At 52.7% G+C, this 23,290-nt stretch carries 20 protein-coding genes; 3 read left to right on the forward strand and 17 right to left on the reverse strand.

All coding sequences use genetic code 11. The features are described from left to right. Positions 1-81: 81 nt before the first annotated feature. Both rlmH and NSU01_RS35300 read right to left on the reverse strand, forming a co-directional pair. Positions 82-561, reverse strand: coding sequence for a 23S rRNA (pseudouridine(1915)-N(3))-methyltransferase RlmH (gene rlmH, locus NSU01_RS35295; RefSeq protein ID WP_039295905.1), 480 nt, complete (start codon positions 559-561; stop codon positions 82-84). A 280-nt stretch (positions 562-841) separates the two neighbouring features. After that, the gene (locus NSU01_RS35300) at positions 842-1,201 is read right to left on the reverse strand and encodes a helix-turn-helix transcriptional regulator (RefSeq protein WP_042140576.1); all 360 of its coding nucleotides are present in this window, start codon (positions 1,199-1,201) and stop codon (positions 842-844) included. 197 nt (positions 1,202-1,398) lie between these two features. On the opposite strand from NSU01_RS35300, the gene NSU01_RS35305 reads away from it, so the two are divergent. After that, a complete protein-coding gene (locus tag NSU01_RS35305; RefSeq protein ID WP_076243722.1) occupies positions 1,399-2,811 on the forward strand; it encodes an MFS transporter in 1,413 nt (470 codons plus the stop codon). An 80-nt stretch (positions 2,812-2,891) separates the two neighbouring features. On the opposite strand, the gene NSU01_RS35310 is transcribed toward NSU01_RS35305, so the two are convergent. Together NSU01_RS35310 and NSU01_RS35315 are read right to left on the reverse strand one after the other, a co-directional pair. Beyond that, positions 2,892-3,059, reverse strand: coding sequence for a CxxH/CxxC protein (locus tag NSU01_RS35310; protein ID WP_063776434.1), 168 nt, complete (start codon positions 3,057-3,059; stop codon positions 2,892-2,894). 103 nt (positions 3,060-3,162) lie between these two features. Further along, positions 3,163-4,947: a M3 family oligoendopeptidase gene (locus NSU01_RS35315; RefSeq protein WP_076243723.1), complete on the reverse strand. Its 1,785-nt coding sequence runs from the start codon at positions 4,945-4,947 to the stop codon at positions 3,163-3,165. 195 nt (positions 4,948-5,142) lie between these two features. On the opposite strand from NSU01_RS35315, the gene NSU01_RS35320 reads away from it, so the two are divergent. Next, the gene (locus NSU01_RS35320; RefSeq protein ID WP_076243724.1) at positions 5,143-6,480 is read left to right on the forward strand and encodes a DUF2252 family protein; all 1,338 of its coding nucleotides are present in this window, start codon (positions 5,143-5,145) and stop codon (positions 6,478-6,480) included. Between the two features lie 430 nt (positions 6,481-6,910). Here the strand turns inward: NSU01_RS35320 and cydC are convergent, their stop codons facing one another. The 7 genes from cydC to NSU01_RS35355 all read right to left on the reverse strand — a co-directional run bounded on the left by cydC (position 6,911) and on the right by NSU01_RS35355 (position 15,249). Continuing rightward, on the reverse strand, positions 6,911-8,695 hold the full coding sequence (cydC, locus tag NSU01_RS35325) for a thiol reductant ABC exporter subunit CydC (RefSeq protein WP_076243725.1): 1,785 nt from the start codon (positions 8,693-8,695) through the stop codon (positions 6,911-6,913). Then, complete coding sequence (gene cydD, locus NSU01_RS35330) at positions 8,692-10,455, reverse strand: thiol reductant ABC exporter subunit CydD (RefSeq protein WP_076243726.1); 1,764 nt, start codon at positions 10,453-10,455, stop codon at positions 8,692-8,694. The genes cydC and cydD overlap by 4 nt, the downstream gene beginning before the upstream one ends. Continuing rightward, on the reverse strand, positions 10,455-11,468 hold the full coding sequence (gene cydB, locus NSU01_RS35335; RefSeq protein ID WP_039295886.1) for a cytochrome d ubiquinol oxidase subunit II: 1,014 nt from the start codon (positions 11,466-11,468) through the stop codon (positions 10,455-10,457). Before cydB ends, cydD begins: the two co-directional genes overlap by 1 nt. A gap of 3 nt (positions 11,469-11,471) precedes the next feature. Then, the gene (locus tag NSU01_RS35340; protein WP_076243727.1) at positions 11,472-12,860 is read right to left on the reverse strand and encodes a cytochrome ubiquinol oxidase subunit I; all 1,389 of its coding nucleotides are present in this window, start codon (positions 12,858-12,860) and stop codon (positions 11,472-11,474) included. A gap of 223 nt (positions 12,861-13,083) precedes the next feature. Continuing rightward, the gene (locus tag NSU01_RS35345; protein WP_039295880.1) at positions 13,084-13,314 is read right to left on the reverse strand and encodes a cold-shock protein; all 231 of its coding nucleotides are present in this window, start codon (positions 13,312-13,314) and stop codon (positions 13,084-13,086) included. 92 nt (positions 13,315-13,406) lie between these two features. Then, positions 13,407-13,607, reverse strand: a complete 201-nt coding sequence (locus NSU01_RS35350; RefSeq protein ID WP_019914582.1) for a cold-shock protein — start codon at positions 13,605-13,607, stop codon at positions 13,407-13,409. 394 nt (positions 13,608-14,001) lie between these two features. Next, positions 14,002-15,249: a trypsin-like peptidase domain-containing protein gene (locus tag NSU01_RS35355; RefSeq protein WP_076243728.1), complete on the reverse strand. Its 1,248-nt coding sequence runs from the start codon at positions 15,247-15,249 to the stop codon at positions 14,002-14,004. A 385-nt stretch (positions 15,250-15,634) separates the two neighbouring features. On the opposite strand from NSU01_RS35355, the gene NSU01_RS35360 reads away from it, so the two are divergent. Then, positions 15,635-15,841, forward strand: coding sequence for a hypothetical protein (locus tag NSU01_RS35360; protein ID WP_039295868.1), 207 nt, complete (start codon positions 15,635-15,637; stop codon positions 15,839-15,841). Here the strand turns inward: NSU01_RS35360 and NSU01_RS35365 are convergent. The 6 genes from NSU01_RS35365 to NSU01_RS35390 all read right to left on the reverse strand — a co-directional run bounded on the left by NSU01_RS35365 (position 15,810) and on the right by NSU01_RS35390 (position 23,133). Beyond that, on the reverse strand, positions 15,810-16,616 hold the full coding sequence (locus NSU01_RS35365) for an MBL fold metallo-hydrolase (RefSeq protein WP_076243729.1): 807 nt from the start codon (positions 16,614-16,616) through the stop codon (positions 15,810-15,812). The two genes, NSU01_RS35360 and NSU01_RS35365, sit on opposite strands and share 32 nt — an antisense overlap. A gap of 16 nt (positions 16,617-16,632) precedes the next feature. Further along, a complete protein-coding gene (gene yycI / locus NSU01_RS35370; RefSeq protein WP_076243730.1) occupies positions 16,633-17,373 on the reverse strand; it encodes a two-component system regulatory protein YycI in 741 nt (246 codons plus the stop codon). 213 nt (positions 17,374-17,586) lie between these two features. Then, a complete protein-coding gene (gene yycH, locus NSU01_RS35375; protein WP_076243731.1) occupies positions 17,587-18,879 on the reverse strand; it encodes a two-component system activity regulator YycH in 1,293 nt (430 codons plus the stop codon). Then, positions 18,876-20,708, reverse strand: coding sequence for a cell wall metabolism sensor histidine kinase WalK (gene walK / locus NSU01_RS35380; protein WP_042140586.1), 1,833 nt, complete (start codon positions 20,706-20,708; stop codon positions 18,876-18,878). Before walK ends, yycH begins: the two co-directional genes overlap by 4 nt. Then, the gene (yycF, locus tag NSU01_RS35385) at positions 20,708-21,439 is read right to left on the reverse strand and encodes a response regulator YycF (RefSeq protein ID WP_039295853.1); all 732 of its coding nucleotides are present in this window, start codon (positions 21,437-21,439) and stop codon (positions 20,708-20,710) included. The genes walK and yycF overlap by 1 nt, the downstream gene beginning before the upstream one ends. 149 nt (positions 21,440-21,588) lie before the next feature. Further along, positions 21,589-23,133, reverse strand: a complete 1,545-nt coding sequence (locus NSU01_RS35390) for a M23 family metallopeptidase (protein ID WP_076243732.1) — start codon at positions 23,131-23,133, stop codon at positions 21,589-21,591. Between the last annotated feature and the right edge of the window lie 157 nt (positions 23,134-23,290).

Here is a 23,290-nt window from a genome sequence, read left to right on the forward strand (position 1 = left end):
TGCCAGAGTGTGACATACCCTGCCCCTTGTAGTGATGATGTAGATAGAGGCTCCTGCAGGTTTTTCTTCAAAAACTTCCCCCTACTTATGATACGGTTCCCCCCGATTGATCTTCACCGCCCGGTAAACCTGCTCCACCAGCACCAGCCGCATGAGCTGATGGGGCAGCGTCATTCGGCCGAAGCTCATGCGCTGCTGGGCGCGGCGCATTACCTCATCGGAGAGCCCGTGGCTGCCTCCGATGACGAAGACGACATGGCTCGTCCCGTAGGTGCCGAGCCGGTCGATCTCGGCGGCAAGCTCTTCCGAGCTCCAGAGCTTGCCGTCGATCGCGAGCGCAATGACATGCGCCTCGCTCTTGATATGCGCGAGGATACGCTCGCCCTCGCGCACCTTCACCTGAACAACCTCCGCATCGCTGAGGTTGTCAGGTGCTTTCTCATCCGCCACCTCAATCATCTGGAACTTGAGGTATGGCGTCAGCCGCTTGGCATATTCTGCGATGCCGCTGACCAAATACTTTTCCTTCAATTTGCCTACGCCGATAATCTGAATGAACATGTCTTCCTCCTGTGGGTTATGCTTCTATATACACCTGACCATTCGCTGAGGTTCCAGAAGCCCCCTGAGTTTGCCTTCGCCGATCAAGAGGGCTCCATAATAGTGTCCCACGGCTCAATCACCGTTATCTCATTATATAAACAGCAAAAGGACGTATCCGCTACGTCCTTTCTGCTTAAGGTTATCCTCTATGTTCTACCACATTTCCGGGTAAAAATAAACCGGAATCCGCCTTTACTATTCCTGTCTCCTAGCTCTTTCAGCTATCTTACTGCTCGCGCTACCCCTGCTCTTCCGTCACTTGCTCCTGCTCCCCGAATCCCTCACCGGGCTCCGTCTTTTCATACGCCAGCAATATTGAATCCAGAAGCCCAGGGAACCGCTCCTCCAGATCCTCTGTCCGCAGTGACAGAATACGCTGCGTGCCCTGCACCCGCGTATTCACTATGCCGGCTTCGCGCAGTGTCCGGGAATGATGGGTCAGGGTGGACTTGGCAATCGGCACCTTGAAGCTGTTGCAGGCCTGTGCGCCATGTTTGCGGATTTCCGACACGACATATAAACGGACCGGATCGCTAAGCGCATACAGCACAGAGGCGAGCTGAATATCCTTGCGTTCCGGATGATGAAGCTGCTTCATAAGAAAGACTCCTTTGAAATACAAATAGTTGTCATTCATTTATATATTTTAAATTCCAGATGATTTGTTTATTTCCTAATTGCATTTTACATCAGCCCATGCTATATTTCAATTGTTCGTAAGTAATCGAACTATAAAATAAAAATGTCTAGTTTTTTTATTTTAAATAAGTCCAATAACAAAGGAGTGGCCCTTAAATGACCTCATTACATACATCTGAGGACAGTACAAACGATTCAACCGCTGCTCCGCAGGCAACTCTTCCACGCGAAGGACTGCTGACTCTGCTATTCAGCGTTGCTGTTGTTCTCGTCATTATGAATACAGCGATGTTCAATCTGGCGCTGCCTGACGTGACCGAGACTTTCGGCATCACAGCAGCATCCGCCTCCTGGATTGTTACCGGGTATTCCATCATGTTCTCTATTGCCTCTATCACATACAGCCGGCTCTCTGACTTCCTGCCGATCCGCCGGCTGCTGGTTATCGGGCTGCTTACGCTAGGGCTTGCTGCCGTGGCCGGTTTCTTCAGCACTAACTTTATTTTTCTGCTTATAGTGCGCATTCTGCAAGCTTCGGGAGCAGGCGCAGTCATGTCCTTATCGCTCGTCCTGTTCACCCGTTATGTCCCGCAGGCCCGCCGCGGCAAAGCAATGGCGACGATCATGTCCGCTGTTTCGCTGGGTCTGGGACTCGGGCCGGTAGCCGGAGGTTCCATTGTCGAGTATCTCGGCTGGACCTGGCTGTTCGCGGTCACCGCAGCTATTCTGCTCCTGGTACCGCTATTCCTGATCCTGCTGCCTAAGGAAGTTCCCACCCGGGGCTCCTTCGACATCCTGGGCGGTGTGTTCCTCGGTGTCGGCACCACCGGTCTGCTGCTGTTCCTGACCAGCGGACTGTGGGTTGCCCTGATCGCCGGAATAGTAGCAATTATCTTGTTTGTCGGCCGCATCCGTACCACTCCTGATCCATTCGTGATGCCGGCGCTGTTCCGTAACCGGTCCTATCTCGTGCTGGCCCTGGTGGGTGTCGCCTCCTACCTGTGCAGCTTCGCCACCTTGTTCCTGCTGCCGCAGATTCTGGTTCACCGCTTCGGCTTCAGCGCCAGCCATGCCGGACTTGTAATCTTCCCCGGCTCGCTGCTGGCGATCTTCGTCTCCCGCACCGTGGGGCGGATCATTGACCGCTACGGCAATGCCGGAATTCTGCGCCTGGCACCGTTCCTGGTACTGGCCGCGACCGTACTGTTCGCCTTGTTCGCCGGGCGGTCGTGGGTTGCTGTCATGCTCGTCTATATGATTATGAGTCTCTCGTTCACCGTACTGTCCAGCAGCGTATCGAACGAAATCTCGCGCATCCTGCCTTCTTCGCAGATTGGCTCCGGAATGGGGCTGTTCCAACTGCTGCAGTTCTTCAGCGGAGCCTTCAGCGTGGCGATGGCCGCAAGCGCCCTGGAATGGCAACGTGGTCTACCGCTCCAGACAGCTTACTCCAACATCTACTGGGGATTATCCATTGCGGCAATCGTGGCGATTGTATCAGCCTTTATATATGGGCGCAGCAGCCAGAGCAGCACGCTGGCCGAAATGGCGGAAGCAGCAGACGCCTAACATTAAGTAATGTTTATGCCGGAAAGCCCAAACACCCCGCAGCCTTCACGGCTACAGGGTGTTTTTAATTACAGCAGTCCTCAGACCACCAGATATTCCGCATTCTGCTCGCATTCCGCACATTTCGCCGGCGGGTCCCAGTCCGAGAACTCCGTCTCCTTCAGATCCACTACATCGGGTGCATCCTCGTATTCGTCCACAAATTTGTCGATGGCCAGCTCTACGTGTTCCTTACACACTACATACATTCAATCAAGCATCCCTTTCTGTGCCGCTTCGGTGTATACTTCTACTACTGTTCTACCACATTTCCCGGCAAAAAGGAACCTTCCGCAGCGCAAAATCCCCGCCTTATTCCCGCCCTGTAAACTTATCAATATCTCCGGCAATCAGCCCGAGCGCATCCTGCCAGAATGCCAGTGAATGTACATCGATATCCATCAGCTTTGCGGCATCCGCAATACTCCGGGTACTGCTGGCTGAGAGGAACTGCTCATAGCGCTCTACGAAGGCTCCGCCCCGCTTCTTGTACTGCGCATACAGGCCTTTGGAAAATAATAATCCGAAGGAATACGGGAAGTTCAAGAACTCATTACCCGCCATATAATACCCGGCTTTGCTGATCCACTGGTAAGGATGAATTGAGTCCGGCAGCACACTTTCACCGTAAGCCGCATGCATGGATTCCAGCATCAGCGCATTCAGCTCCTCCACAGACAGAGCACCGGATTTCCTGCGGGCATATAACCCGCTCTCGAAGCAATACCGGGCATAGAAATCAACGATATAATACCCTGCATCCGAGAGACTCCGCTCCAGTATGGCAGCCGCTTCACCCGCAGGCAGAGACTGAAGCAGCTCCACATGAATCAGACTCTCACAAAAAATCGACGCCGTCTCGGCAATCGGAACCGGATATTCCGTGTTAACCATCGTTTCTCCAGCTAAGCGGCTGCTGTGGTACGCATGACCGATCTCGTGGGCCAGCACACTCACATCTATATAATTGCCATTGAAGCTGGTAATGATCCGGCTCTCCCCAACCGGGAAAATATCAACGCACATCCCGAAGTTGCCTTTGCCGCTCCGCGGCTCGGCATCGATCCAGCGCTGCTCAAACACCTTACGGGCGAATGCGCCAAGCTCCGGGCTGAACCTGCTGAAGCCGGCAATAATCATCCCCTGGGCCTCAGCATAAGTGATGCGCTCCGCAGCAGCTTCCGCCGCCCCGACAGGCGCAAAAACATCACAAAACGGCAGCCCTCCCGCGTGCCCCAGCAATTCCGCCTTTTTGGCATAATAGCGCTGAAAGTCCGGCAGGCTCTCTTCGATGGCCTGAAGCATCACCTGAAGTGTCTCCTGATCCATCCGCGATGCTTCCAGCACTTTATGCAGAGGTGAAGCATATCCTCTCAGCTCATAGACGGCTGCAGCCTCCCCGGTTACGGCATTAATGCAGGCTGCACTCTGCTCCGCTACACTGCGGCAGGCCTCATGCTCCGCTTCTGCCGCCGCCCGGCGTACCGCAGGATCGGGATCATAGGCGAGATTGCGCAGCTCGGCAAGCGACACACTCCGGCTCAGCCCGTCCAGCTCCGCCTCGACCCGCAAGGTAGACAGCGTCTGCATGTACAGCCGCTCCCAAGCCTTGGACCCCGTCGCCTGCATCCGGGCAATCACTGCTTCGCCTTCCTCGCTGAGTAAATGCTCTGATTTACTCTTAAGCTCGCGCAAGTAGAAGCCGTGCTGCTCCAGATAAGCGCTCGACCCGATACTCCGCTCCAGTTCCTCTGCGCTTACCTTCGCCAGCCATTTACTGAAGCTGACTAAAGCTTCACCCGCACCGTAAGTAACCTCCTCCAGCTCATCCATCAGATTAACGGCTTCCGTATTACTGCTGTCTGCGCTGAATCTTAATTCCGCGTAGCTGAACAAGCGAAGATATATATGTTGATAAGCATTATATTGTCTAAGGAACTCTCCCATCACACTAGCAGCATCCTGAGCGCTATTCATCTGCGAGGCTGACCATGTATTTAGCTCCCCGGCAAGTGTCTCCACCAGCCTGCGGTCCTGCTGAAATTGCTCCGACTGGAAGGAGGGATAGATTCGGTCCAGATCCCATGTTAATTGCATCTTCTAACATCCCCTTATCTATAGTCGCAGGAACAATTCATCCTCACATGCTTCCACCCCGTCCCGCCATAATCCTTGCTGCAAAATCCATTTCAGTATATCACGCCTGCCAAATTAGAAGTCCATGGAAATATTAGATATAATCAACTATACCAATATACCAAGCCATAACCGATTTCCGGAAAGGAGCACCGCATGGTTAACCAGTCTATTACCGAAGGAGTCATACGTACACGTTCAAAGCTGCGCAAGGATTTGCTGGTTTCTATTTTTGACGAGTTCGACGGCAGCATCATGGCCCTATCTCCTGACCGGAGAACGGAGAAATACAGCAAAATGGCGCAAAATGCCTTTTCCTTCTACCGGGGCAGCGCCTATCTGTTTTATTTTGACACGACAAGGCAGTACTTCCCTTACCACAGCTCACCCGGGCGCCCTACATGGATTCAAGGGGACCTGCATTTCGAGAACTTCGGCGCTTTCCGCAGTGAAGACGGGGAGATTGTGTATGATGTGAATGATTTTGACGAGGGGTATGTCGGCTCTTATCTGTACGATCTGCTGCGGATGGCGGTCAGTATTGCGCTTGCCGGCAGGCAGCTCGGGCTGGGTCAGACAGAACAGCTTAAGCTGAGCCGGAGTTATGCGGAGGCGTATTACCGGCAAATTCACCGCTTTTGTGATGGTAAAGACAATCCCGGAAATTTCGTCCTGGATGAGGATACGGCCAAAGGCCCCGTCAAGAAGCTGCTCCGCAAGCTGGAGAAACGCCGGCAGAGTCATTTCCTGGAGAAGGTCACTGCCCAGATGCAGACCAGCCGGGTATTCCTCGAGACCTCGGAGCTGCTGATTCCCGGAGCTGCCGAGCAGGCACAGCTGGAGCTGGCCTGGAGCTTCTATACACAGACAGTGGTTACGCGCAGCCTGAACGAGGAGCATTTCCGGATCAAGGACATCGCGGTCAAACGCGGCTCGGGAACGGCTTCCATCGGACTGGACCGCTATTATATTCTCATTGAAGGCGGCATGGAGCAGGCCGGGACCGACGATACGGTACTTGAGGTCAAAGAAGTCCGTGTTCCCGTTCCCGCCTATTTTCTGCCCTACTCGGATTCGTTCTGGCAATCCTTTGCCCATCAGGGCAAACGTGTATCCGCGACCCAGCAGGCGATGCACCACAAGGCTGATCCCTACCTCGGCTTCTTAACGATGGACGGCCGGGAGTTCTATGTCAGAGAGCGTTCCCCGTACAAAAAAAGTCTGAAGCTGGAGAATATCGCTGACATGGACGAGCTGACCGCAGTTATCCAGCAGATGGGCAGCCTGACCGCCAAAATGCATGCCCGCGCCGACGCCGATGTCGACAAGGGTATTCTCGACTATCACAGTGAGCAGGAGATCGCCAAGGCCATGGGTCCCGATTCTGATGCCTTTGCCCGTTATATCGCAGAATGGGCTTACGGCTATGCCGGGCAGGTAGAGAAAGACTATGCCATGTTCGCGGATTGGGTGTCGGAGCGGTACGGTATATAACGGGCAGGTACTACCTCAGATTAATCGCAGTGAATTCTACTTTTGACAATCGCTTGTTGAAGCACAGCAGATATACAGCTATCCCGCTTTCTTTACATCTGTTGCGCTTTAACTGCACTTCGTACAACTAAAAAGTCTGTTTTCCGCCCCGGCATCCGTTTAATTGTATTCTGTACACTTAAGCGGCCTTATAATGACCGCATTAACGAATTCGGGCTAATTTAGTTGTATGAACTACAGTTATAGTCTGCAAGTAGACCTTATCGCTGTTTTTAATTGCATATTGTACAGCTATCCCGGAGATTCCGTTTGAATACCCTTCCTCCCAATGGAGGATTTACTTTAAAAAGATCAAAAAAGCTCTCTCTACCCGGCAACCGGGCGGAAAGAGCTTCTTGATCTATCCATATTTATTTGCCGTCCGCAACATTTATGAATTGAGTTGACTCGGCCGGTCCAGCTCATACAGCTTGCGGTAACGCGGTTCCCGCTCCATCAGCTCCGCATGGGTGCCGCGCATCTCCACCAGGCCATTCTCCATGAAAATAACCTCATCCATCTGCTCCGCACCCACCAGATGATGGGTAACCCAGATCAGCGTCTTGCCCGCCATCGCCTCGAACATGGTGGCCAGCAGCTCGCGCTCTGTGCGCGGGTCAAGGCCTACCGTTGGCTCATCGAGCACAACAACCGGCGTATTCTGCAGCAGAATACGGGCCAGTGCGATCCGCTGGCGCTCTCCGCCGGAGAAGCGCTGCCCTGCTTCGCGTACCGGAGTGTTATAGCCCTCCGGCAGCGAAGAGATCAATGGATCCAGCTTCGCCAGGGCTGCCGCCTGCTTAACCGCTGCCTCCGAAGCCCCCGGGTCCCCGAGCCGGATATTGTTCGCCACCGTAGTGTCGAACAGATGCGGGCTCTGGTTCAGCACGGCGATGAGCTGCGGAATCTGCTCACCGTAAGCCGCAGCGTCAATCCCGTTAATCGTGGCTGATCCGATATTTGGCGTGATCACGCCTTGTACCATCTTAAGCAGCGTCGATTTACCGGCTCCGCTGCGGCCAATCACGGCAACCTTCCGGCCCTGCGGCAGGTTCAGCACCATATTCTGCACTGACCAGTCGTCTCCCGCCGCATAGCGGTAGCCCGCCGACTTCAGTTCAATATGGGCCTGACCGCTGGCCTGAATCGCCTGCACAGCGGCAGCCGCCTTCGCTTTGGCTTCTGCACTCTTGGCTACTTCGGCCGCGGGCGGCACAGCTCCCTCCGCTGCTTCCACCCCATTCAAGCGCTCCAGTGAATTCCGGTATTGCGGAATTTTCTCCACGGCCTCCGATACGGGCAGGAAGGCATCCGCTACCGGAAAGACGACGAGCACGAACGCGGCAATCAGCGTTCCGGCAATCGCTCCATCGGCATACTGTCCGCCTGCCCAGTAGAGCAGGGACAGCACGCCAAGCCCGACAACGGCTTGGCCGATGAACATGCGCAGCCGCGCCCAGCGCCGCAGCGCACCGTCCGTCCGGGCGACGGTCTGTTCGTCGGCCTCATAGGTGTCGACGAACTGGCTCTGCCGTCCGCTGATGACCCAGTCGCCCAGACCCAGCACGGCATCGGTCAGCTTCTGATACAGCCGGTTGCGCTCCTGCTTCACCTGACGCTGGCGCTTCTGGGTGAACAGCAGGGAGATCAGCGGCAATACGGCCACCAGGATCAGCATGTACAGGCCCATAAGCAGGGCGAACGCCAGATCAAACGTGCCGAGCGAAATAACGGCTACCGCATAGATCAGGAGTGCGATGATGCTCGGGAAGACCGTACGGAGATACACATTCTGCAGATATTCGATATCGTCGGCCAGCATGCCGAGAATATCCCCGGTCCGGAAGCGCGAGGACAGGAACAACGCCTGAGGCTCCAGAATGTTGTAGAGCCGGATGCGCATCTTCGAGAGAATGCGCAGAATGGTATCATGCCCTACGAGCCGCTCCACATAGTGGATGACGGCCCGGCTGGTTCCGAACGTGCGCACGCCGACAATTGGTACATAGATCATCAGTATATTTTCCGGCGGAATCGATGCCTTCGAGATCAGGAAGCCTGAGGTATACATCAGGGAAGACGCCGAGAAGATCGTCAGTGCGCCTAATGCAATGATCAGCACGAACCGCCAGAAGTAGGCAGAGTAATAGGGAGCAAACCATCCTTCACGTTTCAATGGATTCCCTCCAATTGACTTTGAATAAGCTCATAGTAAGCACCCTTACGGGCTGTCAGCTCGCTGTGTGTGCCTACTTCAGCTACCCGTCCCTGCTGCATGACGACAATCAGATCCATGTCGGTCATCCAGTGCAGGCGGTGCGTAGCCAGGAATACCAGCTTGCCTTCGAACAGCGGCAGCATCGTTTCCTTCAGCTCATATTCTGTCTCAATGTCTAAGTGAGCCGTCGGCTCATCCAGCAGCATAACCGGGCGGCTGCTCAAGAGAGCGCGGGCCAGTGCCACACGCTGCTCTTGTCCGCCGCTTAGCGAACGTCCGCCGCCCCCGATCATTTCATCCAAGCCGCCCGGCAGCGAAGATACCAGCTTTGATAATCCGGCAGACTCCAGTGCTGCCGCAACAGCTTCCTGCGTAGCCTCCGGATAATAGAACCGCACATTGTCAGCCAGTGTGCCGCTGAAGATGTAAGGACGCTGCGGGATATAAGCGGTCTGCTTGCGCCATTCCTCATCCGTAAGCGCACTGACCCCATTTCCGTTAATCGTGATATTGCCGGAGGTCGGATGAAGGAAGCCGCCCAGGATATCCACGAGTGTAGACTTGCCTGCCCCGCTCTCCCCGATAATGCCGATCTTCGCATATCTGTTGAATTCAAGCTTCACCTCTTCGAGCGAGGATGCGCCTTCTTCTTCATATTTGACGCTAACTTCGTTAAGCCGTAAAGTGCTGTTATTGTTCCACGTGAAAAACGCTCCCGGAGCCTTCCCATCTTGTATAGCTTCCTCTTCCCCTGGCTCCAGCAGCTTCGCCTGCACGGTCTCGCGGTCAATAATGCTCTTCATCGCTTCTCCGGCTTCCTTGCCGTCGAGTGTGGCATGGAAGTCCGCGCCCACCAGCCGTACCGGCAGGAAATATTCCGGGGCCAGAATCAGGATTGTTAACCCCGTAACCAGTGTCATCTGCTCATTGACCAGCCGCAGCCCAAGGCTTACCGCTACCGATGCCACCGACAGCATGGTGAAGAAGTCCATTGCGAATGAAGACAGGAACGCCACGCGCAGCGTACGCATCGTGGCCGAGCGGTAGCGGTCGCTGACCGCTGCAATACTCTCGCTATGGCTGCGGCTGCGTCCAAGGAATTTCAGGGTTTCCAGCCCGCGCAGCGAATCCACGAAATGATTGGAAAGTGTACGATAGGACTTCAGCTGACGGTCCATCTGCTTGCGGGCCGTCATACCGATCAGAATCATGAAGACAATGATGATCGGCATCGTTAAGGTAAGAATGACACCGCTGGACGTATCCTGGGTATATACATAGACAAGCAGCAGAGCCGGTGTTACTGCCATACCGACCATCCGCGGAATAATCAGTTCCAGGTAAGTGCGGAACTTGGTTACTCCTTCAAGCACAAGTGTGACCACGTTCCCGGTTCCCCGGTCACCTGCCAGCCTCGGTCCCAGCTGGAACAGCTTGTCCATCATTTGTCTCCGCATGCTGCTTCCGGTAGCTTCCGCGAAGCGGTAAGATGTGCGGCTCATCAGCATGGCACAGGCATGGCGCACGAGAAACGCAAGAAGGAACAAGAGCGATTTAGCCCCTTGTTCCTTCAGCGGTTCTCCCGCAAACAGCGCAGAGACAACTTCGGCCAGCGATTTCGCCAGCAGAAGAATGGACAGGCTTTGCACCAGGGTAAGGAAGCCGACAATCAGAAAGACAGGCTTTACTCCTTTGTACCCAAGCAAATTTTTATCCATTAGTATTCAAGATGCTCCTTCTCGTGAACCCGTTTGTGGAAGATGAAATAACTCCAGATCTGATAACCAAGCACGAATGGCAGCAAGGTCAGCGCCACGATCGTCATTACCTTCAATGAATAGTGGCCGGAAGCCGCATTCGTAATCGTCAGGTTGAACGCCTGATCCAGCGAGCTGATCATCACCCGCGGGAACAGTCCGATGAAGATCGAAGCTACCGACAGCGCCATTACTGCCCCGGTCATTCCGAAGGCATAACCATCCTTCTTCTTGGTCATAAAGTATCCGGAGAGCAGATACGCAACTACGCCTAGAGCAACTACAATCCATAGCAGGGTTCCGCGTTTATCGAAGATATCTGTCATGTTGTACGTCATTATAACGAAGGCCACCAGTAGCACTGCCAGAGGAATCAGCAGTTTCTGGGCCAGCTTACGGGCCCGCTCCTGCAAGTCTCCCAGGGTGCGGAGCGTAGTGAACATCAGTCCATGTACCAGACACAGCAGGACTACTGTAATTCCCGCTACAACTGTATAGGCATTTACGATATCGAAGAAACCGGCATACATCTGCATATCCCCGTCAATCGGCAAGCCTTTGATGAAGCTGGCAAACACCACAGCCAGCAGGAACGGCGGCAGGAAGCTGCCGAAGAAGATGCAGACATCCCAGGTTTTCTGCCACGTCTTCGAATCGCGTTTACCTCTGAATTCAAAGGCAACACCGCGGGCAATCAGGGCCAGCAGAGCGAACACGAACGGGATATAGAATCCGCTGAACAGCGTCGCATACCAATGCGGGAAGGCGGCAAACATCGCGCCCGCTCCCGTAATCAGCCATACCTCATTCGCATCCCAGAACGGCCCGATGGAATTAATCAGTACCCGGCGCTCTGTATCATTCTTGGCCAGAATCTGCGTCTCCATCCCTACACCGAAGTCAAAGCCTTCAAGGAAGAAGAACCCGACAAACAGCACTGCAATCAGCAGAAACCATAATTCATTAAGTGACATGGGTTAGCCCTCCTTGTTATACGGATCGTGGGATTCACCGTGTTCGTTATCCATAGCATAAGGACCTTTTTTGATAACCTTGATGAACAGGCCGATCATTACCGCACCCAGTATGGCATAGATTGCGGTAAACGAAATCACCGAGAACAGCACCTGTCCGCTTGTAATATTAGGTGATACACTGTCTTCCGTAGTCATAAGTCCGAATACTGTCCATGGCTGACGCCCGATCTCCGTCATAATCCAGCCTGACGTGTTGGCAATCGGCGGAAGCAGCAGCCCCCAGAACATGAACCGCATGAACCAGGTATTCGGTTTGTCCATCTTCTTGCGCCACATGAGGTAGATGGCATACACGCCAAGTGCAATCATTAGCGAGCCTGCCGCAACCATGATCCGGAAGCTCCAGAAGGTTGTTTTGACAGGAGGGATATAATCTCCAGGTCCATACGCTAATTCGTACTCCTTCTGGAGCTCAAGCATACCCTTAACCTCACCGGAGAATTTACTGTAAGACAGGAAGCTGAGCAGATACGGAATCTGCACCTCTCCGCTGCTGGTCTGATTCTCTGTATCGATATTAGCAAAGACTGTCCAAGGTGCCGGGTCGCCGCTCTCACCCCATAGCCCTTCAGAAGCAGCCATCTTCATGGGCTGTGTTTCAACCAGATACTGCGCTTGGGCATGTCCGGCAACAGCTACGCCAAATGAAGAGATAATACCGACAATGGCCGCGATCTCGAACGATTTACGGAAAAAGGCCACGTCCTGCTTCTTAAGCAATTTATAAGCACTGATCCCCGTTACCAGGAATGCGCCTGTAGCGTATGCGGCAAGCACTGTATGCGGGAACTCCACCAGCAGCTGACCGTTTGTAATCAGTGCGAAGATATCATTCATTTCAGCCCGTCCGTTGTTGATCTGGAAACCTACCGGATGCTGCATGAACGAGTTGGCGGCCAGAATCCAGAATGCCGAGAGCATCGTTCCGAAGGCTACCAGCCAGATCGATAATAGATGAATACGCTTGGATACTTTATCCCAGCCGAAGATCCAGATTCCGATGAACGTGGACTCCAGGAAGAATGCCAACAAGGCTTCAATAGCTAGCGGGGCTCCAAAAACATCACCGACGAAGCGCGAATAGTCAGACCAGTTCATTCCGAACTGGAACTCCTGCAATATCCCTGTCACTACGCCTACTGCGAAGTTAATGAGGAACAGCTTTCCCCAGAATTGCGCCATTCTTTTGTACTCTTCATTGCCTTTTCTAACGTACATGGTCTCCATAATAGCAATTAAGAGCGCTAGTCCGATTGATACCGGCACAAAGAAATAATGAAAAATCGTCGTCGACGCAAATTGTATACGCGACAGCATTACTGTATCCATATTTCTCCCCTTCCTTCTCCCCATTCGATATGTCTATTCTGTCAAATTTTTAGGGCCTAAAGTGTGATAATTATCACATTATACACCCTGTTTGAGCATGAAATTCAATAAATTTGTGACAAATATCACAATATTACATAAAGAAAGCAAAAAAAATAAGACGGTTTCACCGTCTTGGATTTGTCCATCATTTATAGTTGTCTTGGTTCATAAAGGCATTGGTTTAGGTAATGGAAATACCTTTCTTAAGCGATTTGAGATCGCCATTCGAATTAAGCAATTGCGGCAGCATCTTCATGCTACGAACCATCGGGGAATGACAGAGACGGCAAGAAGGCGCATGCTCAAATGCGAAATTATCCCTCATCCATCCGTTACATCCATCGTTGGTACAGGCCCATATTGCGGTATTTTCTTCCGGTACTTCCTCCAAAGGCTTCTTCCGGTAGTTCATTGCCGTTCCTCCCTTCCTTTATGTTACAAGCTGAGTAACGATAAAAAAAGACCGTCCCAACTTTCACAAGCGGGGACGGCACCTTCTATTAATTACAGTTTTACAACGTTTTCGGCTTGTGGTCCGCGGTTGCCTTGAACAACGTTGAATTCAACGCGTTGGCCTTCGTCCAAAGTTTTGAAGCCGTCGCCAGTGATTGCGCTGAAGTGAACGAATACGTCGCTTCCGCCTTCAACTTCGATGAAACCGAATCCTTTTTCTGCGTTGAACCATTTAACTGTACCTGTTTGCATGTGTGTTACCTCCACAAATTTAAATTAATATGTTCTTTTTATCTTCAGACAAAGAAAAAATTCACACATTGAGAAAGGTTGTGATTCATTTGACAGCCCTTTTCAATGCGAGAATTAGGTATCAATTGTATGAATAATTTCATGTTACCACACCTTATTAACAAAGGCAAGCTGTCCTATCCGAATTTCTCCGTTTTTTCCCTTATAAGGTCTTCTTCCCAATGTAAGGGTTACCAGTTGGTCTAAATAGTAATATTTATAGCTGATATCATTGTTTACCCCATTATTTTGGACTTGAAACGGGCTCCGTCCTCTTAAATTTTGCATAAAAGGACGGCTTGAACCGTTTCCGTTATCCTGACTGCCTTATTATTATATACGGCGGCTTCCGGTTTTATTCCTCGGGTTTCTCAAGAAGTTGTACCGTCACCTGCTTCACTTCACCATTGCGGTAAAATGTAATTTGCAGATCATCGCCGATCTTGGTATGGTCGTACAGATATTTGCGCAGGGACAAGGTGGATGTAATCGATTTATCATCAAACTTGGTAATTACATCATTGAATTGCAGGCCTGCATCCTTAGCCGGACCCACTGCATCCAATACTACAACCCCGTCGGTTACCGTTGTTGGAAGGTTAAGCTCTTTGCGCTGGTCTTCAGCAAGCGGTACATACGGATTATTCAAATCTACAGAGTACACGCCCAGGTAGGAACGGGCAATTTTCCCGTTAGCCGCAAGCTCATCCGCTGTCTCCATTACATGGTTGGCAGGAATCGCGAATCCCAGCCCCTCCACACCTGTATCCGAGATCTTCATCGTGTTGATGCCGATCACTTTGCCGTCCAGGTCAACCAGTGCGCCCCCGCTGTTGCCTTCATTAATGGCAGCATCGGTCTGGATAACCTCCTGCTCCCAGTCGTATACCCCATCCTGGTTCAGAGATACCGGGATCGTCCGCTCTGTATTGCTCACAATGCCAGAGGTCAGCGTATCGCCGAGGCCCAGCGGGTTGCCGATCGCAATGACCGTCTCACCCAGACGCAGTTTGGAGGAATCCCCGATCTGCGCAACCGTGTGGATACCTTTGGAATCAATGGAGAGCACTGCGATATCACTCACCTTGTCGGCGCCGACCAGCTCTGCCTTGCGGGTCACACCATCCACGGTAACAACCTCCAGCTTGCTGGAGCCTTCAATCACATGATTATTGGTAATGATATATGCCTTATCTTCATCTTTTTTATAGATAACTCCCGATCCTAATGCAGACTCATCGAGAATATTAAGTTCCTTGTTGTCTTCCTTATGATTAATGATGCTTACTGCCGCCGGGCGGACAAGCGCAGCAGCCTGAATAATCCGGTCAAACGGATCCGCACTGCTCACAGCCACCTTGTCAATGACTGCCGGGGCCTGTGCTTTCTCCTCGGTGAACTGTCCCGTCACCAGACTGAACAGCAATACAGCCACAACCGCACTGCATACGGAGCTGATCAGCGATACCTGCCATGTTGCCAGCGAACGCCGTGATCTGCGGACAGACCATTTCCCTTCGGCGTATCCTTTGGAGGTACCCTGTTTGCCGGCTCTGCGCCGCGACACCTTGGTTGAATAGAAATCATCATCAAACAATCCCACGTTAAATCCTCTCCCCTCTATTGCCACCGCATTCAAGACCTGAACGCCAAGCAACCACGCCCGAGCTTAACCGCTATATCTCTTAGACTTCACAAAGTGCTAAAAGGTTTCACTTGATTCATTCACCACATTCCTGTGGGTTCTAAGCGTAAGGGGGCTCTCCTATTCTTGCAACCTACTAAAAAGTTTATAAGCTTGTATCCGGAATATTTTGCAACCTAAAAGACTACACTAGAATTAGAAGCGGCAACAGCTCATAACTTTAAAGGAACGGTCTATATGATTGTATCACAGGCAGCACCGCCGCCCACATTTTTTCTGTGTTAAAAAAGATGCGAATTTTTTACATTCCCGCTACAATCCATTTCAAAAGGAGGGCCGGACTATGGAGTCATTCTCAACAAGTATGGATCTGGTACAGTTTATCGGCAAGCTGGGTGATCTTAAGGATGAACACTACCACCTGATTCTTGTCCAAAGTGCGATGATCGAGCTGCTGATTGACAAAGGGCTGTTCTCCCGCCAGGAGCTGGAGCACAAAATCACTGAAGTGGACCGCCTTATGACTGGCTCACCTTATCCCATGGCGTAGGCCGGTCATAGTAGGTGTCACAGAGCCTGAACTCGCTGTCTTTGAAGAAGCAGCCCCGGTCCTCCATTGCCCCGCGTACAGACATTTTTGCCAGATCCATCATGTTGTGGTCTCTGCTCAAATGAGCCAGATAGGTGCGTTTGGTCCGCCCCGTCAGAATCTCGCTGAGCGCTGCTCCCGCCGCCTCATTCGACAGATGCCCCAGATCGCCAAGAATCCGCCGCTTCGTATTCCACGGGTAACGTCCCATCCGCAGCATCTCAATATCATGATTCGATTCCAGCACGAGCACATCGGCATCCGATATTGCCGTCCTTACCTTGTCGCTGACATACCCGAGGTCTGTGGCTACGCACAGCTTCTCTTTGCCGTCATAGAAATTGTAGGCTACCGGTTCCGCTGCATCATGGGAAATCGCGAACGACTCTACCCGCATACTGCCGAAATCCCGGTGCTGGCCGGTTTCCATAATGACCCGGTTATGCTCGGCAATCTTCCCAATCCCCTTCTCTATCGCTCCCCAGGTATTGGTATTCGCATAGATCGGAAGATCATATTTGCGCGCCATCGCCCCCAGCCCTTTAATATGATCAGAATGCTCATGGGTCACAAGAATCCCGTCTAACTCTGCTCCTGTCAGCTCACGCATCGCCAGCAGCTCATCTATCCGTTTGGCGCTAAGGCCCGCATCGATCATAAGCGTGGTCTCACCGTTCCGCACCACCGTCACATTCCCGGTAGAACCGCTGGACAGTACTGTAAATGAAATCCCCATATCTCTCCTGCTCCTTCTACTCTGTTGTCTTGGGACTGATAATGTCCGCACTTATCGCATCCACGTAATAGGCACTGCCGTTCTCCAGCATAAACCGCCACATCGGCGAAGCCACCTGACTCTCGGAATTGAACAATTCGCCGTAATAGCCAAGCTCAATCTCCTTCACCGCAGAATCGGCCGGAAAATACTTCTCGATCAGGCTGCTTAGCGCCTGTGAGGCCGGAAGTACCTTTTGCAGATTATCACTCCGGCTTGCACCGATCTCAATCTGCGGCCAGCGGTACGCCACAATCTTCTGATCGCTGTTGATCAGCTCCAGCCTTACCCTGAACAGCGACCACTTATTGTCCACCAGCGGATGAAGCACGAACTTGCCCACCTCGCTCTCCTGTGAATCAAAGCGGTAATTCGCGATATCTGTTATCTGGCTCTCCAGCAGACCGCTCAGCTCGGAGAACGAGGAATACATCAACTTGCTGTCGATCGGCTCATTAAGCTTCACCGGCACTTCATTCTGCTCTTCTCCGGAGTAGCGGTACGTGATATCCGGCAGCTGCGGAGTGGCAGCCGGAATCGGACACAGCAGCCGGATGCCCTTCTCCTCCATCACCGCCTGCGTTTCTGCGGACAGGGAAGTGAAATCAAGCCCCGCGCTAACCTGATCGCGCACGTCTATCCATAGCTGATAGCATAGCAGCAGATTCAGCACCAGAAAGGCGTAGATTAATACACTTTTGGCTCTTCCCCAGTCCATACCGTTTCCTCCTCAGATAACAACGTAAGGCTAAGACATCACTACGGTGAATATTTGGACTTCCGGCCGCTGCCCGTCTACAGATTTCTTTAATTCAACCGCTTTTCGCGGTGGAAATCCGCAGACGAAGGCGGTCGCTACCGCTCCTGCAGTTCCAAAATCCCCCTTCGATCCTCAACGCCTTTTGTTAAATCAGCTTTGCTTTCCTCTAATCTAATTCAGCGTCAGCATACTGCCGTCACTGAGCGTCACCCGCCAGACCGGACGAAGCTGTAGCTTCTCCTCAGTCAGCGTAGGCATATAGGCGGGCGTCAGATCGGTAACCCGCAAGGAGCTGCCGATCCGGGCCAGCCGCTGCTTCAGCGCTTCACCCCCGGACAGCTCAACGATTGTTTTCTCGGACTTCTCTTCATCCATATACATCAGGGAGCGCTCATAAGAGGATACGGTCCCCTGCTGCAGCTCCAGATGGATCACACCGTACTGGAGCTGAGGATTACTCATAATCGGATAGGAGCCAGATGGATAGGCACCGTAATATTGCTGAAAGGACACCTTGCGGTCCTGCCGGCCTTCTTCTGTCGCAGCCAGCCTGTAGGTTCCGTTCCAGCCGCCATGGTTATTGACGAATTCCACCGCCTCCAGCGCATCCTTCGCCGGTGTGCTGTCCCCGTCCGGAGGTGCTGCAGGATCACTATAGCTCATCCAGTTCTGCTCCTGGTCCACCTGCAGGCTGCGTTTGCTGTCGGTGTAGATTTTGGAGCCGTCCTTCTCAGGAATATATCTTGTGCTGCCTGCATCGAAGAACAGATTGCTCTGCATTTGCTCAATGGTATACATACCCGAAGGCATCACTACCTCAACCAGCGGAATTGCTGCTTCCGGAACATAATACTCGCCGTTCACAGCGGTATAAGGCGTCAGATTCTTGCCGAAATCCACATGCTGCTGCACATCCTGAACCGTCAGGTCTGCTTTGGCCGCCTCATATACAATATCACCGCGTGTGCTGAAGAAGATGGCATGCGCTTTGGAATCATTTTTGATATTGTAAATCCAGATCCGGTCGATGCTCTCTCCTTCAAACAGCGAATCCGGCGAGATCTGCATCACCCGCTGCAGCAGCGTTACCGGAATGCCTGCCCCGAAGGACAGCTCAATGCCAGAATTCTCACTGCGGATCTTATTCCAGTCGAAATCCTGCACGGAGCGGCGCTGGAAGCTCTCGAAGCTGCGCCCCTTCAGCCGGTTCAGAATCAGATTATAGAAGGTTGAGCTGGGATAGAAAAGCGTGTGCTTGTCCTCTCCCATATGAATGATCATTTTATCCGGGTAGAGCAGGTTCTCTACCTTCTCTTTAGGTCCCATAATATCGGTCTTCACATATTGGCTCTCCGACAATACCGCCGAATCACTACCCGGCAGCCTGTAAATTAAGTAATAGCTCTCCACAAGGCTTCCGAGTATAAGCAGGAACAGCATCCATGACTTGATTTTCTCCTTCACGCCTCACTCCCCCTATGCTTCATCAAAGGCAGCGTGAACGTTACCAGAGAGCCTTCATTCAACTCAGACTGCAGGGAAATGGAGCCGCCGTGCGCTTTGACAATTTCCCGGGCAATGGACAGCCCGAGACCCGTTCCGCCCATGTTCCGGGAGCGGGCTTTATCGACCCGGTAAAAGCGTTCGAAGATGCGTTCAATATCTTTCTTCGGAATTCCGATCCCGGAATCGCGTACAGAAACGGCCAGCATGCCGTCCTCAGTCTTATGGGCTTCAAGCCGGATCGTCCCGCCTTCAGGCGTATATTTCAAGGCATTGGAGACCAGGTTGCCCAGCACCTGATCAATCTGATCGCGGTCCAGCCAGGCAGCGGCTACCTCCTTATGCACTCTCGTGCTGATATGAATCCGCTTCTGGCGGATCTGGAAGGAGAAGCGGTCCGCCACATCCTCCAGCATCTCGGAGATATCTGTCTGCTGAATACGCAGACTGGACTCCTTCGAATCCAAGCGTGACAGATGCAGCAGATCGGTGACCAGGCGGATCATCCGCTCCGTTTCGTTGCGGATAACCCCGACGAACCGCACGGCAAGCTGCGGATCATCCAGCGCACCGTCATCCAGCGCCTCCGCATAGCTCTTAATGGTGGTGAGCGGCGTCCGCAGCTCATGCGATACATTCGCTACGAACTCACGGCGCGACTCCTCGAGATTCTCTTGCTCGGTGACATCCTGCAGCACCGCAATCGTCCCGGCGATCCGGCCGCCATCGCGCCGGTGGATCGGGGTGAAGGTGACCCGCACGATATTCGGGTCCTCTCCGCCCATCGGAGACAGATGCAGCATTGCCGACTGCGCATTGCCCTGGGCCAGCGATCCGGACTGCTCATGGTCAAGGCCGAGCAGCTCATCGAGCGGCGCTCCCTCCGGAAGCGGCCCTTCCGCTCCAAGCATCAGGGCGGCGCGGGTGTTCATCAGAATGACTGCGCCGCTCTCATCTGTCGCTACCACACCATCACTCATATTCGCGAGGATGGAGGACAGCTTCTCCTTCTCCTCTTCATTCTGCGACAGCGCTTCGCGCAGTCTGTCCGTCATATAGTTGAATGCCTGGCTCAGCTGGCCAATCTCATCGTTGCCGAATACGGGGACCTTCCGGTTGAAGCGGCCTTCTGCCACCGCAGTGGCATGCTTGGTCATTTCTTTTATCGGATGGGTAATCGTATGCGCGAGTATAACCCCCAGCACCGCTGTCAGCGCGAGCGCCAGCAGCAGACCCGAGAGGAATACGCTGTTAATCCGGCTCATGGTGGCATATAGATCCTTCATATCTGCGGCGATATAGATTGCCCCTACGACCTTATCACCGGAAATCACCGGCTTGGCTACAACCTTCTTGCGCACGTTGTCATCCGCAATGATATATTCCTCGTTGTCACTGATACCCTGCAAGGCACGGCTGACAACCGTCTGCGTATTGCGCCGGCCCACATAATCATTCTGTGAAGGAACAGAGGTGGTAATAATCTTGCCGCTCGCATCCAGCACCTGGATTTCTGCGCCGTTAATATACAGATTGTTCACCATGCCCCGCAGGCTTTCCACAGCAGATTCTTCATCTGCCGTGCCCGTCTCACTCCCGAACTTGTCGGCGGTAAGGATCGAGAGCATCTCTGCACGCGCCTTCAGGTCCTTGGTGAAATTATCGGTCAGGGAATTCTTCATGGAGCTGACAAAGTATACGCCGATCAGCTGCATCGCAATCAGAATCAGCAGCACATAAATTACGATAAGCCTGGCCTGAATCGTCCGGAAAAAGGACAGTGCTTTCATCACAGCCCTCCGCTTTTGGGGCTATGCATCAAATAACCGAGTCCGCGCCGTGTGAATATATATTCCGGCTTGCTGGGATTCTCCTCAATTTTTTCTCTGAGCCGGCGGATCGTTACATCCACAGTCCGCACATCACCGAAATATTCGAAGCCCCAAACGGCCTGCAGCAGATGCTCCCGGGTCATTACTTTACCGGCATGGCGAATCATATAATACAGCAGTTCGTATTCACGGTGCGTCAGATCCAGCGGCTCGCCGTCTTTGTAGACCAAATACATATCCGTATCGATGAATAAGCCGAAATGATATACACCCTGCTTGCTCTCCACGCTTTCGTTCGGCGTTTCGGATAAGGCCGGCTTATGCTGGCGGCGCATCTGGGCTTTGACTCTGGCCAGCAGCTCACGCGTACTGAACGGCTTAGTTACATAGTCATCGGCGCCCAGCTCCAGGCCCAGCACTTTATCAATTTCTCCGTCCTTGGCGGTCAGCATGATGATCGGAATATCCAGATGTGCAGAGCGCACCTCACGGCACACGTCCATCCCGTCCTTGCCGGGCAGCATCAGGTCTAGCAGCATCAGGTCGGGGCGTCTGGACAGGGCCAGCTCAACCGCACTGTTGCCGTCAAACGCACAGATAACCTCATAGCCCTCTTTTTCCAGATTGAATTTCAATATATCAGCAATAGGTTGTTCATCATCCACTACCAGAATCGTGCCCATTTGCATATGCTCAGCTTCACCTTTCTAACGATACTCAGGTCCTTGATTCCTTTATTTTAACATACCTGTACGGGCGTCACATCTAACTAAATAAAAACCGCCCGAAATTATCCGGACGGCTGGTCATTCTATAAGCGGAGCTTAAAATATATATATTATTTCAGATATTTCATAGGGTTGACCGCTGTTCCATTCTTGCGGATTTCGAAGTGCAGATGTGTTCCGGTTGAGCGGCCGGTGTTGCCCATAATGCCTATTTGGCTGCCCTGTCCAAGCTTCTGGCCGACGGAGACGGAGATTCTGCTTAAATGTCCGTAGTAAGTAACGTATCCATTGTTGTGATTGACGATAACCACATTACCGTATCCGCTCTGCACACCGGCAAAGCTTACCGTACCGGCATCAGCGGCTTTGATTGTACGGTTGCCGGATACAATATCCAGTCCCTTATGTGCACGTCCCCAACGCTCGCCGTAACTGCTGGATATCGTAGCTCCGGTAACCGGCCAGGCGAACATTCCCGTTCCTTCACCTACAACCTTTGTACCAGAATAGACCACTTCAGGCAGCGAAGCCTTCACAACCGTCTGTCCGAGCCATTCTTCTTTGACAACCAGTCCATTTTCTTTGGTCAGCCTGTATTGCATCGTCTTGAGTCCCGTCTGACCGGCACGGACCACCTTTCTCTTGCCTGCCGCCAGCTGATCGCTTTTGCGTACAATGACTTCAGGCTCTGTAACTACTTGTTCAGTTACCTGCTCCACAGTCACGACCGTAAGATCAGGCTGGGGAACCGTCAGTTGCAACTGATCCCCGATCTGCAGGCTAAGTTCCTTGACGGCAGGATTGTTGCGGAAGATATCGGCCTGGGTAATCTGGAATCTGGAAGCGATGGCAGAGACCGTGTCTCCTTCCTGAACCGAGTAGACCAGCGGCTCTTCCTTGCCTTCGGTCAGCACCTTCACGGCTTCCTCTACACTAAGCACCTTGTTGGGGTCTGCCTTGACCGGAACAATGCTGACTTCCTCGCGGATGGCCGCCGATTCCACTTGGTCTGCCTTAGCTGATGCTGCTGCTGTCGTCTTGGCCGCCGTCTTCATCAGCTTCGCGCCAGTGGCTGCAGCCTGCGGAATATAATGCGCCTTCACGGCCTCGAGTACCGCGGCTGCCGTCTCCTGATCCTTCACGATCCCGAGCGGTTTGCCATCAACCGTCAATTCCACGCCTACCGCATAGGCTTTGAGCATGCCATCCAGCTTGTCCAGTGTAGCTTCGCTGTCGATCTCCGGTTTGTACGCCTCGGCTGCCTCTGTCGTGATACCGCTGGTTTGCAGCACCATGACGGAATCCGGATACTTAAGCTGATATTCCCGTCTCTTCGCTTCAAACAGCTTGTTAAGATCCGAATCCTGACTTAAAGTTCCGATCTCTTCGCCTTTCACCAGCACCTTGTAGTAGGTTACTGTATTCGCCGCAACATGTTTCTTCTCCGCTCCGATTAAGAAGGTAGTCAGAAGAACCAGACCGGCAGTAGCCACTATCCATGAACGCCGGAGTCTGCGTGGTTTGGTTTCCGGCTGAAAGACCCGGAGTTCGCTGGCAGTGCTATTGCCCTGTTGACCTGCTGCACCGGACCCTGCGGATGTTTCTTCGCTGTTCCGCAGTTTCCCCATCCGGCGCATAAACTTAAAACCTTTCATGAAACTCTCCCTTTCAGTCCGCCCATACGGTCCGCCTTAGCGGATAAACTTATTTTTAGAGCCCCTTTTATATGTTGTACGTCATCTATTTATCTGTTTGCATGAGTATGAATATTGCTGCTTTTTTGGGCCCGGAAAAGGTTACAAAATATTAACC

Origin of the sequence: Paenibacillus sp. FSL H8-0259, from assembly GCF_037963255.1 — a bacterium.
In the GTDB taxonomy this organism is placed as follows: Bacteria; Bacillota; Bacilli; order Paenibacillales; family Paenibacillaceae; genus Paenibacillus_AQ; species Paenibacillus_AQ phytohabitans.